11 protein-coding genes are annotated in these 12,507 nt (G+C 68.0%); 1 reads left to right on the top strand and 10 read right to left on the bottom strand.

Features of this window, described 5'->3' with window-relative positions:
* On the top strand, positions 1-261 hold a 261-nt coding region (locus tag FJX73_11545), incomplete at its 5' end, for a GGDEF domain-containing protein (protein MBM3471406.1).
* A gap of 17 nt (positions 262-278) precedes the next feature.
* Here FJX73_11545 and FJX73_11540 read toward each other — a convergent pair.
* The 10 genes from FJX73_11540 to FJX73_11495 all read right to left on the bottom strand — a co-directional run bounded on the left by FJX73_11540 (position 279) and on the right by FJX73_11495 (position 12,483).
* Positions 279-2,420: a CoA-binding protein gene (locus FJX73_11540; protein ID MBM3471405.1), complete on the bottom strand. Its 2,142-nt coding sequence runs from the start codon at positions 2,418-2,420 to the stop codon at positions 279-281.
* A gap of 8 nt (positions 2,421-2,428) precedes the next feature.
* Positions 2,429-3,109: an AroM family protein gene (locus FJX73_11535; GenBank protein ID MBM3471404.1), complete on the bottom strand. Its 681-nt coding sequence runs from the start codon at positions 3,107-3,109 to the stop codon at positions 2,429-2,431.
* Positions 3,099-4,184 carry a DUF917 family protein gene (locus FJX73_11530; GenBank protein MBM3471403.1) on the bottom strand — a complete coding sequence of 362 codons (1,086 nt, stop codon included), beginning with the start codon at positions 4,182-4,184 and terminating at the stop codon, positions 3,099-3,101. The genes FJX73_11535 and FJX73_11530 overlap by 11 nt, the downstream gene beginning before the upstream one ends.
* Entirely contained in the window at positions 4,181-5,122 is a 942-nt protein-coding gene (locus FJX73_11525; GenBank protein MBM3471402.1) for a DUF1177 domain-containing protein, read from the bottom strand. Before FJX73_11525 ends, FJX73_11530 begins: the two co-directional genes overlap by 4 nt.
* Before the next feature lie 87 nt (positions 5,123-5,209).
* A complete protein-coding gene (locus tag FJX73_11520) occupies positions 5,210-6,460 on the bottom strand; it encodes a hypothetical protein (protein ID MBM3471401.1) in 1,251 nt (416 codons plus the stop codon).
* 9 nt (positions 6,461-6,469) lie between these two features.
* Complete coding sequence (locus tag FJX73_11515) at positions 6,470-7,663, bottom strand: DegT/DnrJ/EryC1/StrS family aminotransferase (GenBank protein MBM3471400.1); 1,194 nt, start codon at positions 7,661-7,663, stop codon at positions 6,470-6,472.
* Complete coding sequence (gene xylB / locus FJX73_11510; GenBank protein ID MBM3471399.1) at positions 7,584-9,113, bottom strand: xylulokinase; 1,530 nt, start codon at positions 9,111-9,113, stop codon at positions 7,584-7,586. The genes FJX73_11515 and xylB overlap by 80 nt, the downstream gene beginning before the upstream one ends.
* Positions 9,110-9,961: a carbohydrate ABC transporter permease gene (locus FJX73_11505; protein MBM3471398.1), complete on the bottom strand. Its 852-nt coding sequence runs from the start codon at positions 9,959-9,961 to the stop codon at positions 9,110-9,112. The genes xylB and FJX73_11505 overlap by 4 nt, the downstream gene beginning before the upstream one ends.
* Positions 9,958-10,866, bottom strand: a complete 909-nt coding sequence (locus FJX73_11500) for a sugar ABC transporter permease (protein ID MBM3471397.1) — start codon at positions 10,864-10,866, stop codon at positions 9,958-9,960. Before FJX73_11500 ends, FJX73_11505 begins: the two co-directional genes overlap by 4 nt.
* Positions 10,867-10,992: 126 nt before the next feature.
* A complete protein-coding gene (locus tag FJX73_11495) occupies positions 10,993-12,483 on the bottom strand; it encodes an extracellular solute-binding protein (protein MBM3471396.1) in 1,491 nt (496 codons plus the stop codon).
* Positions 12,484-12,507: the final 24 nt, after the last annotated feature.

Genomic DNA, 12,507 nt, shown 5'->3' with positions numbered 1-12,507 from the left:
GAGGAGTTCGTCCTGATTCTGCCCGAGGCAGCGCTGAACTGCGCCAGGTCGCGTGCCGAGCAGCTCCGGGAGACCGCCAAGCACCTGCACGTCTCGCACCTGGGCGAGTCCCTGGGCCCGGTGACCATCTCCCTGGGAGTTGCGGCCTTCCCCGAGCACGGCGCGAGTGGGGAGGACCTGATAGAGAACGCGGATGCGGCGCTCTACCGTGCGAAGTCAGAGGGGCGCGATCGCGTCGTCGTGGCCGCTACCTCTGCCTGAACCAGCCGCAGCCGGATCTATCCGCGCCGCGCGAGAGCCCGCACGTCCACCGCGACGGCCCCCTGCCCATCAGGCAGGGCCCGCAGCGGGTTGATCTCGATCTCAACAAGGTCCGGAAAGTCGGCGGCCAGCTGCGCCAGGCGCAGCACCACCTCAATCACCGCGCCGCGGTCGGCCGACGCCAGGTTCCTGTAGCCGCCTAGCCTCCGGCCGGCCCACGTGCTGGCCAGCAACGCTTCGGCGTCCGGCCTCGAAAGCGGGGCCAGGGCAAAGGCGGCATCGCGCAGCCCCTCTACCTCCACCCCTCCGGAGCCGAGCATCATCAGCGGCCCAAACTGCGGGTCTGCGAGCGCGCCGACGATCAAGTCCTGTCCGGCAGGGAGCATCCGCTGCACGATCACGCCATCGATCCTGGAATCGGGTCGGACCGACCGCACCCTCTCCAGCATCGCCGCGAAGCCGCCGGCCACGGCCGCGGCATCCGGGAGATCCAGCATCACCCCGCCGACATCGGACTTGTGCGTGATCTCAGGGGATACAACCTTCAGCGCCACAGGAAAGCCCATCTGGCAGGCCAGGGCAGCGGCTTCCGTGGCGGTTTGGGCCAGCGCGGCCGGCTGGGCCGGGATCCCGTACGCGGCCATGACGCGGGCGGCCTCGCCAGGGGCAAGCCAGACACCGGTGCTGCCGACAGCGCCCGTGACACCGGTGCTGCCAGCCAGGGCGCGGCGGACAGTCTCGCGTACCACCTCGGGATGCACGTCATCGAAAACCATGGGCGGCTGTTCGGAGCGGCCCAGTGCCTCGGCGCGTCCTGCGAGCGCAGCCAGGGCCGACGCCGCGCTCTCGGGCGATCGGCAGTCCGGGATGCGCGCGGCGCGCAGCCGCTCGGCGGCGTGACGCATTGAGTCCCCGCCCATCAGAGCGACCATCACCGGCTTGGCAGAGGCCTGCACTACCTGAACGAGCTCGTCGGCCACGGACCCGGCCGGGTGCATCGGTGGCGGCGGGAGCATCACCAGCACGCCGTGCACGCCGGGATCACGCAGCAGGAGACGCAGGCAGGCAGCGTACATCTCAGGAGAGGCTGAGGCCAGGATGTCCACGGGGTTGCCCACGCTGGCGGAGCCGGGCAGCAGGCCTTGCAGCGCGGAGCGCGTGGCCTCGCTCAGTTCAGCCAGAGACAGACCGCATGCTTCCAGGGCGTCGGCGGCCATCACCCCTGGGCCGCCCGCGTTGGTGAGCACCGCCATCGCGCGCCCCGTGGGTAGGGGACACCACTCCAGGGCACGTGCCCAATCCAGCATCTCCTCGATGGTGCCTGCGCGGATCACCCCGGCGCGGTGGAACGCCGCGTCGTAGGCGGTATCCTGCCCTGCCAGCGCGCCGGTGTGAGAGACCGCGGCCCGCCGCCCTCCTGCGGATCGTCCTGCCTTCAGGGCGATGATAGGCTTCCGGCGCGCGATCCGGCCGGATTCCTCAACGAACCGCCGGCCGTCGGAGCAACCCTCCAGGAAGAGCGTCACGACCCGCGTGTCCGGGTCCTCCGCCACCAGGGGTAACAGTTCAGTCTCGGTGATGTCGGCCTGGTTGCCCAAGCTGACCATCCGCGAGATCCCAAGACCCAGCGCTCGCGCCTGCTCCGCCACGACCGCGCACATGGCGCCCGAGTGCGAAATGAAAGCGACGCTGCCGGGAAGCGGCCCCGGCGGTTGCAGGAACGTGGTATCCAGCGGCAGGTGCGTGTCCAGCACGCCGATGCAGTTGGGACCCAGCAGGCGGATCCCAGATTCGCGGGCAATGCGCGCGCACTCCGCCTCCAGGGCCGCGCCCTCCGGGCCTGCCTCACGGAAACCACCCGAGGTTACGATCGCGGTCCGGATCCCGCGCAACGCGCATGCCCGCAGCGCCTCGGAAACCGCCGGCGCTGGGACGATCAGGATCGCCAGGTCCGCGGGGTCGGGCACCAGGGCAACCTCGGCGTAGACGGGGCGATCGAGAAGGCGCCCTCCCTTGGGATTCACCAGGTGGATCGCTCCCCGGTACCCGCTCGCCACCAGGTTGTGCGCCACCCCGTAGCCCAGCTTGACGGGGTCGTGCGAGGCGCCGATGACGACAACCCCGCCAGGGCTGAAGAAGGGCAGGAGAGACGGATCCATGGTGTGGGCTAGACGAGTTCGGCCACGGCCCTTGCGAGCACGGTACGCGCGAGCAGAACAGGGCGGCGGGCCAGCCTCCTTACCTTCTGCTTCAGCGCCACCGTGTAGCCCAAGCAGTCCAGAACGACAATGTCCACGTTCGCATCTACGAAGGCGGCGCAGGCCCTGCTCAGGTCGTCGTCATCGCTCGCAGTGTAGGGCGAGAAAGGCAGCACGGTCACCACCGAGGCCACATCGCGCCACCTGCGTTCCTGGTCGGCGACCTGGTGCGCCGACGGCGTCAGCACGCCGATCCGGCCGCCCGGCGCGACCGCCCGGGCCAGTTGGAAGATCACGTGCTCGGGGTAGAGCACCATCCGCTGAGTCGCAAACGGCGGGAAAGTTCCTGTGCAGAGCAACACGATCAGGTCGGCCTGATGCCCCACTTGGTCAATGCAGCCCTGCACGCGCGGCAGGATCCGCCGCCTACCGACCAGCGCCTCGCTGCCGTCGCGCAGCCGTGTCACCAGGATGGGGTCGTCCAGAGTCGGGCGCAGTGCCGCGATCTCTTCATCGCCCAGGCCGTCCAGCGCGCCGGCCTCGATCACCCGGATGTCGGCTCCGAGCAGGGGCATGATCTCATCGAAGATGTCGGGGCGCGGGCTCTGCCCGATCGTAACCGCGGCCACGACGCCCGGGTTAGAAGACATAGTGCACAACCTCCTTGTCCACGGTACGCTCCACGTCCATGAACAGCTCGGGATCCCGCATCCCTGCGCCCAGGATCAGGCGCTGCCGCGGGACCACCAGAACGGCTACGCGCATCCCCGCCACCACCTCGGCCGTGGCCAGCGGCGTGCCATCGTCGGGGTTCATGGTGGTGACCAGATCCGGGAAGGTGGCCCTGCGTTCCCCATCGGTCTCCAGTGTCATGTACTCGTTCCAGAAGGTCAGCTCGTGCCGGCCGCGTCCACCACGTATCAAGACCGTTCCCACATCGTACCCGCCCGCGACCTCGAGCCGCACGCTCTCTACCGTGCCCTCATCCATCACCAGTCCACCCAGGGCCCTGGCGGCGGCCTCCACAACGGCCCCTCCCCCGCGGGGCCGCGCAGCCAGCATGGCTTCGCCCGTGGCGATCGCCTGCCGGATCGCGCCGGGCGCGGCATGGTTGCGGACATACGAGAGCGGCACAGGGTCGCGCGCCACGGCCACCGTGCCGCCGGCCTCGATGGAAGCGGTGCGGATCAAGAACGCCGCCCGCCTGATCGCCCCGGCAGCGTAGACCTCGATATAGCGCCCGGCAGCAGGGTTGCCGCCGGCCGCAACCTGGTGGGAGGTGTACCCTTCCACCCGCTGGAGCCCCATCGCGCCCATCAGGCCGGTGGGATGAGCGCGGCCGTTGCACGGCGCGTCCACCACAGGCAGGCCCAATGCGGCCGCCTGCAGCCAGCCGTTCACGGTAGCCCCACCGCCGTTCTCGTTGGCGATGATCCCACCCAGTATGATCCCGGCCCGCTCCGCAAGCAACCGCATGGCCCGTATGAAGTCCACCGGCCGCACGAACTGCTCCTTGGGCGAGGGCGCGCCGACCAGCGCCGCGGTGGCGATCATGGAATCGGGCGGGAGGTCGTCAACCGAGACGAGCTCCACCGTGCCCAGCGCCACTGCCAGGCGGCCGCGCGCAAGGCCTTCGGCTATCCATCCACCTCCGCCGCCACCCAGGACCGCGCCGCCCAGGACCGCGGCCTCGACATGCGCGGTGGTGAGCGCCAGGCGGCTCAAGCCGGGGCCTCCTGGCCCGGCGTCTGGAGGCGGCGCATCGGTCCGTACCGCATGAGCAACTCGTCGAACTCCTTGCGGTCGTAGAACTCGCAAATGCCTTCGCCGTAGGCCTTGGCGACCTCCAGGCAGAACCGCACCGCGGTCTCGATGTCGGCGGCCTGGCTGGCGCCCGATGCCGCGCCGGGAACGGGCACCTCGGCAGTGAGGGCTAGTCCCACCACCGGCGCAGCCGTCGCGGTCGAGGGCTGGACGATGCTGTTGATGTGCCGGAGCCCGGTGCCATAGGGCGTGATGTCCTGGGTGGCCAGCGGCACGATCACCGGCGCCAGGCCGGTCACCCACTGGTAGATGTCGAGCAGGCATTCGCCGGCCCGCAGGATGTACCCCTCCTTGACCGGCAGCGTGATGGCGATGCCCTTGTGGTTGATGACCCGGTTGCCCCGCGTCGTGTCAACGGATAGGATCGCCTCCATGGAGGGATCCACCTCGTGGGCGTTCATTGTCGCGATGTCCACGGGCGAGTTCATCATCGCCACCGGCGCGATCTGCATTATCACAGCGCGCGGACAGATGTGGGTGGCGACGATGACGTCCCCGGGCAATGGGTCTCCCTCGCGGCGCATCTCCGCCAGCTTGAGCGCGCACGCGACCGCGGTTATGGCGCCGTCGGCGTCCGAAACGAGGCCGATCCGGTCTGGGCGGGCGCCTATGCCGCCGAGCCTGCCAATGATGCCCAGCGTTCTGGCGTCCCCACCTGTGCTGCGTCCCCTGGTTCCCGGGAAGGCAACGCGGACGAAATCGGTGGAGCCCTTCTCGCCGGTTACCTGAACCACCTGACACTCCGCGCCGCGGCTACGGAGCGCCTCGGCCACGCGCTCACCGCTGGCCCGCGCGGAGTCAAGGAGATCGAATGCTTCCAGGGTCTGACTCCATGCCATCGTTCTTCCTCCTCGTGTACCTGGCCCGGATCATGCCGGTCTTCGCGCGGGCGGCGGCGGCTCCCTGCCCGGCTTGAGAAGAATGCCCTAGAGAACAATGCCGCCGTGGGGCCAGATCCGGTCCAGCAGGGTCCGGGCCTGGGCCGAGCCGTGCACCATCAGGTTGAGTGCCATGGCCCGCCACGCCTTACCGTACGAGCGTTCAAGGATCGCCTCCACGAGCAGGGACTCGCACGCGCAGTGGTGCTGCGTGAGCGCCACCACGTCCGGCGGGGCGACCCCACGGCCTGCAGGCCTCGGGCCCTGTGGGCCGAGGGATGCGGGTACTTCCACGATTGCGTCGTCCGGCAGCCAGGGCACGGCTCCATGGTTGGGCAGATCCAGGATCTGCGCGGCCCCGGCATCCGCGATCAGGGCCCAGATGACAGGCCCGATGATCTTGGCGTACCAGATTGCGCGGCGCCGTCCCACTCCTGCCGAGGACCCGGCCTCGTCCGAGGCCAGGTACGCGCGGTACTCTCGGAGCAGGGTTTCCTCCAGGTCCAGGAGTTCCTCTCCGCGCAGCCGCCGGCCCGTCTGCTGCCGGAGCACCACCTCGGGTACCAGCACGTAGTCGAAGAACGGTCCTGGGATCGCGCCCATGGCGCAGACCAGCTCGGCAGGAGCATGGATCCACGGGAGCTCGCCGCTGCGGGCCAGGACCTCACCTGTCACCTCACGCCCCTGGTGCCACACCCGCGTGATCCAGCCGAAATGGTGCATTCCAACGTAGTCCACCCGCACCTCGCCGGGGCCTGCCCCGATGACGCCGGCTATTCCCTCCAGCATCGTAACCGGCACATCGCACAGCCCGATCAAGCGCAGCCGGGTGGTCCGGTGCAGGGCAAGCTGAACCACGCTGCTCGGGTTGGTCAGGTTCAGCACCCACGCGTTGGGAGCATGTCGCTCGATCGCGGCACCCAGGTCCACGGCCACGGGCACGGTGCGCAGGGCGTTCGCGAATCCCCCAGGGCCCAGCGTCTCGTCGCCCGGGATGCCGAGCTCGCGCGGAAACGCCTCGTCGAACGCCCTTGCCCTGTACCCGCCCACCCGCACCTGCAGCAGCACGATCCCCGCCCGGTCCAGGGCACGAGGGAGATCCGTGGTCCAGCCCACCGCGAGCCCCTCCCTCTGCGCAGCCACGCGGGCGCACACCCGTCCCACGAGTTCCAGCTTCTCCGGGCTTCGACCGTGCAGCATCACCTCGAGCGGCGGGCTCGGCGTCGGAAATCGGGCCAGAACGGCCACGAGCTCGGGTGTGGCCACGCTGCTTCCACCAAGAACGGTGAGTCTGGTCATGCGCCGGGGCTATCCGGCGTAGAATGCCCTGACGGCATCCGCAACGGCGCGCACCTCTTCCTCGGTCAGCTCCGGGAAGATCGGGAGGCAGAGGACCTCGCCGCAGGCCGCCTCGGCTGCCGGGAACTGGCCGGGCCTGTAGCCCAGGGACCCGTATGCCGGCTGGAAGGGAACCAGCGTCGGATAGATGATCTGCGTACCGATGCCGCGCCCGGCCAGGTATTCCATCAGGGCGTCGCGCCGCTGTGCGCGGATGGTGTACATGTAGTAGACGTGCGTGTTGCCGGGAGTGACGCAGGGGGGCACTACCGGTAGGCCGGCCAGGAGCTCGGAGTAGAGCGCGGCCCAGCGCTGACGCCGCGCGATCCAGGCGTCCAGGTGACGGAGCTTCACGCGCAGGATCGCCGCCTGGAGTGCGTCCAGTCGTTGCTGGTGCCCGACGACCTCGTGCCTGTGCTTGGTCCGCTGGCCCATGTAGCGCAGAGCGCGGATCTCCTCGAAGTAGTCCTCCCGGTCAGTCGTAATGGCCCCGCCGTCGCCGTAGCATCCCAGGACCTTCGCGGGGTAGAAGCTGAAGCACCCGATCTCGCCCAGCGATCCGGTGCGGCGGCCGCGGTACCGGGCACCGTGGCTGTGAGCCGCGTCTTCGATCACTACGAGACCATGCCTCCGCTCCAGGGCGACCATCAGATCCATCTCGACCGGCTGACCGTACATGTGCACGGCAACAACCGCCCTGGTGCGCGGGGTCAGGGCCTCCTCGACGGTACCAGCGGTGACGTTGTATGTGGCCGGGTCAACGTCTGCGAACACCGGAACCGCGCCCGTGTACGATGTCGCGAACGCCGTCGCAGCGTAGGTGTTGGCCGGGACGATCACCTCATCGCCGGGCCCAATGCCGGCGGCAAGGAGGGCCAGGTGCAGCGCCTCGGTGCCATTGCTGATTCCAAGACTGAACTGCGTCCCGCAGTAGGCGGCCCACTCCTGCTCGAAGGCCTCGACCATGGGCCCGAGCACATAGCGCCCGGTGGGAAGGACCTCGTCCAGGGCCGCACGGATTTCGGTGGCGATCTCCGCATACTGGCGGGTGAGGTCCTCGGATGGGATTCGCAGCACGTTCTGCCTAGCCCGCCTGCGCCAGGCGCTCGAAGATCGGGACCAGCGCCGTGTAGGCGTCGCAGAAGACCGGGTAGAGATCGGCATAGCGCCCGCCGGCGGCCGGATCAGGAGACTGCTCCTCGACGATCTCGACCAGTTGCTCGGCAGCGCTGAAGTCCTTGATCAGCCCAACCCCGATCCCGCCTGCCACCGCTGCTCCCAGCGAGGTGGCCTCTTCCAGGTAGCGCGGACGCAGCACGGGCACGCCGTACACGTCGGCGATGATCTGCCGCCACAATCGTCCCCGTGCGCCTCCACCTATCAACCGCATCTGCTCGATCCCGGCGCCCTGCCGCTGGAAGGCGTCCAGGATGATGCGCAGGTTGAAGGCCACACCTTCCAGGACTGCCCGCGTCATGTGCGCCCGCGTGTGTGTCATCGTCAGGCCGATGAAGGCGCCCCTTGCGCGGGGGTTCCAGTGGGGAGCGCGTTCGCCCATCAGGTAGGGAAGATAGATCAGGTTCCCCGCGCCCGGAGGGATCGCCTCTGCCTCGCGGTCGAGGATCTCGTAGGGATCAACCCCGCGCTCTCGTGCCTCCTGGGCCTCAAGCCCGCCGAGCTGGTTCCTGAACCACTGGTAGGAGCCGCCCGCGGTCTGCATGGTGCCGGTGGGCATAATCATCCTAGGGTCCAGGTGGTGGAAGTTAAACGTGCGCCGTTCGGGATCCTCTACGGGAGCGGGAGATGCCAGCGCGATCCACGAGGATGAGCCGACGTAGTTGTAAGCGGTGCCCTGGCGAACCACGCCCGCGCCCACCGCGGCGCACGGACCGTCTCCGCCGCCGGCCACCACGGGCGTGCCCGGCGAGAGCCCGGCCTCTGCCGCGGCCTCTGGCCGCACCTCTCCCACCACGTCAATCGAGGAGCGCAGTGCCGGGAGTATCTCTGCGGACACGCCCACCGCGTCGAGGATCTGGTGCGCCCAAGTCCTGGAGTGCAGGTCGAAGGCGTTCATGCCCGACGCATCCGAGTAGTCGGTAACGAAATCGCCAGTGAGCCGACAGATCAGGTAGTCCTTCGCATGCAGCACCTTGTGGGTCTGCCTGAAGATCTCGGGCTCATGATCCCTTACCCACAGGATCTTCTCCAGGGAGTACGCGGGGCTGATGCGGTGGCCGGTCAGACGGTAGACCGCCTCCTCGCCGACCCGCTCGCGGAGCAACTGGGCCTCTCCCTCCGCGCGCTGGTCCGCCCAGATGATCGAGGGCCGCAGCGGACGCCCGCGGGCGTCCACCGGCAGGCAGCCCATCATCTGGCCGCTGAAGCTGACAACGCCGATTTCACCCGGGGCAACGCCGGCCTGCTCCAGCAACCGGCGGGATGACTGGCAGAACGCCCTCCACCAGTCCGCGGGGTCCTGCTCGGCCCAGTTGATGGCAGGGTAGCGTGTCTCGTACCCGGCGAACGCGCTCGCCAGCAGCACGCCGTCTTCCCCAAACAGCGTCGCCTTGTTGCCCGTCGTCCCCAGGTCGTGGGCAAGAATCAGCCGCCTCATCGTCCGAAGCCTCCCAGGACGTTGGTCACCAGGTACCGCTGCAGCCCAATAGTGATCAGGACAACCGGAAGAATCGTGATCAGCGACATCGCCGAGAGCGACCACCACTCTATGGCGCGCTGAGTGTGCTGGGACGCGATCAGGATGGGCATCGTGCGCGCTTCGCTGAACGTCAGGATCAGGGCGAGCAGGAACTCGTTCCAGGCAAACACCAGGCAGAACAGAAAGGTGGCCACCAACCCGGGCGTCGAGACCGGCAGGACGATGCGCCAGAGGATCTGAGCGCGGGAGGCACCGTCCGTGAGCGCGGCTTCCTCCAGCGAGGGCGGAATCTGCTTGAAGAAGTTGTGCATCAGCCAGACCGCCAGCGGCAGGTTGAAGGCGGTGTAGACCAGCACCATGCCCGCCCGGGTATCCGTCAGGCCCACCACGCGCAGCATCAGGAACAGCGCCAGGCCGGTCACTATGGGCGGCATCATCCGTTGTGAGACGATCCAGAACAGCACGTCCTGGTTGCCGAGCGGGCCGGCCCGCACCTGGAAGCGCGTAAGGCCGTAAGCCGCCATCGCACCCACGATCACGACGAGGAGTGTGCTTCCCAGCCCGATGATGACGCTGTTGGCCAGCGGCCGGCCGACCGTCTCCTTCTCTATCCCGAAGAGGATGGCGCGCCACGCGGAGAGCGTGGGCTGGAAGTCCACCCATGGCAGGAACGTGGCTCCCTGGCTCACGGCCAGGGGTTCCTTGAAGGAAGCGATCACGGTCCAGTACAGGGGGAAGAGCGCAAACAGGCCCCAGGCGGAGAGGGCGGCGTAGATGAGCCCGAGCCTGATCCCGCGCGCCCTCATGACCACAACTCCGCCGCCTGGTAGCGTCGCGTCACGCGCACCAGGACAAGGGCCGACACCATAACCAGGAGGAACAGCGCCAGGGCGATGGTGGCGCCGTAGGCAAGGTCGAAGGACAGGAAGCCCACGTAGTAGGCGTGGAGCGTCAGGCTCTCCGTGCCTACGCCTGGGCCACCCCCGGTGATGATGAAGATCTCGTCCACGATCTTGAACGCCTCCAGGGTGCGCAGCAGCGTCACCGCCACCGCGGTCGGCACGAGCATGGGGAACACGATGTGGCGGAAGAGCTGCCATCCCGAGGTCCCGTCGAGCTGAGCGGCCTCGATCACCTCCACGGGCAGGGCTTGCAGCGCGGCCAGGAGCACGATGAACATGAACGGGGTCCAGTGCCAGACATCGGTGAGGATGATCGCAAAGATGGCCACGTGCCGGTCGCTTGTCCAGGCCACCGGGGGAAGCCCAACCATGTCGAGCAGGGCGTTGAGAGGGCCGATGGTCTCATGGTAGAGCATCCGCCACGTGTAGCCGATGGCAATGGGAGCCAGCGTCATTGGCAGGATGAACACCGTGCGGAAGATTCCGCCTCCGCGCAGGGGCCGGTTCATCAGCAGTGCGAGTGCAAGCCCGAGCAGGAGCTCCAGCGTAACCGCGGCCGCCACGATGAGCACGGTGTTTGACAGCGAGTTCCAGAATCGGTCGTCGGTCGCCAGCCGGATCCAGTTGGCCAGACCTCCGAAGCCCAGCCGCAGTCCTCCCACCAGGGACACGCGGCTCAGGGTCAGGGCCAGCGTGAACAGGAAGGGAAAGACCGCAAACAGCAGCAGAATCCCAACGGCCGGGAACAGGAAGGGAGCCGCGGACTGCTGCCCTGGGCGGTACGCCTGGGTCGGTCGCGGATTGCTCACTCGGGTGCTCTCAACTGGGCGCTCTGAGCCGGGCGCTCTCAACCGGGCGCTCTCGACTGCCCGCGATCACCTTTCAGGCCGTGCTGGGGACGCCCCGCGGGCCTGCCCGCGGGGCGTCCCTCCGTGCTACTTGGCCGGGAGACCCAGCCACGCGCGGTATAGGGCGATCATCCTGTCGCGGCCCAGGTCGTTGGTGATCTTCTCCCACTCGGCCGCGGCGCCGTCCAGGGCGGCCTTGGGAGTGATCTCGCCGGCAGCGGCGCGGGCAAGCTGCGTCTCCATCGCATCGAGGTAGCGCGCCTGCCCAGGCAACTTCAGGTCAAGCTGGGCGTTGGGGTGAGCAAGCGAGGCCTTGATGGCCCCCAGGTACGAACCTAGGTCTGGCTCAACGAACCCAAACTTCTTCCAGCCCGAGGTGTCGGCGAAGTGGGACGCGCGGAACGGGTTGAGCCCGGTTTCCGCGGTGGTCACGGCGGTGTAGCTGTTCTTGGGCTCAGCGATGGTCCGGCAGAAGTCGTACGCGGCGGAGGGGTTCTTGGTTGTAACCATCACACCGCAGACCCAGCCGCCGAAGGCCAGGTAGGGCGCCACGTTGGGCCGCTCGACCGTCGTCCACTTGCCGGTCTTGTAGTCGTACACCTGCGAGGAGCCCGGCAGCACGATGGTGCCGATCTTCCCCCGCACGATGGACTTGGGATCCGTGCCCCCAACGATCCCGGTATCGCCCCAGTCGAGTGCAAGGGCGGCCACGCCGGCGGCGAACTGGCTGCGCACATCGCCCGAATCGAAGTTGATCATGCCGGGCGGGCCCAGCTTGACCAGGGCCACCCAATCCTCCAGGGCCTTCACGAAGCCCGGGTTGTTGATCTGCGGCTTCATGGTCTCCGGGTCGAAGAACATGTTCCCCCTCTGGCCCGGCACGCTCACATAGGAAGCCGCATGGGACATGAAGAACCAGAACGCCTGTCCGCCGCGCCTAAAGGCCTCGAGGACGCCGAAGCGCTTTTTGCCGTCCCCTGCCCATTCCCAGCCGTTGAAGAACTCGGCGATGTCGCGATACTCCTTCCAGGTCGCAGGAGGCCGCAGGTCGTATCCGTACTTGGCCTTGAACCGGGCCTTGTGCTTGGGGTTCTCCAGGGCGTCGCGCCGGTAGTACACCGTGTGCACGTCGCCGTCAATGGGAAGGGCATAGAGCAGGCCGCCCCAGTTGACTGTTTGCTGATAGGTAGGCAGGATGTCGCCCCAGCTGAGCCCGGCGTCGGCCTTGATGCGGTCGGTCAGATCGAGCAGGTACCGGTTGCCGGCGAAGTCACCCATCCAGGCCGAGGCGAACAGCGCCACATCATATGCCGCCGTCCCCAGGGCGAAGGAGGACATCAACTTGGAGTACAACTCCCCGAAGGGAGCCGTCACAAGGTTGATCTTCCCACCGGTGCGCTCCTGCCATGCCGGCGCGAACATCTGCACCGGCTTGGCGATGTACGGTGGGTTCTGGGTGAACACGGTAAGCGTAGCGCCCGAGAACGGCTTCCCCTGTCCGGCCGCTCCCATGGGAAGAAGCGTAACACAAAGGGCGAGGCCGACCAGCATACCGATCAGCCTTCTCTTGCGGGCCATGTGCTATCACCTCCCGACCAGATG

Source organism: Armatimonadota bacterium (genome assembly GCA_016869025.1).
In the GTDB taxonomy this organism is placed as follows: domain Bacteria; phylum Sysuimicrobiota; class Sysuimicrobiia; order Sysuimicrobiales; family Humicultoraceae; genus VGFA01.
Note: the sequence above shows the minus strand (reverse complement) of the source record. Positions and strands in the feature narration are given on the sequence as shown.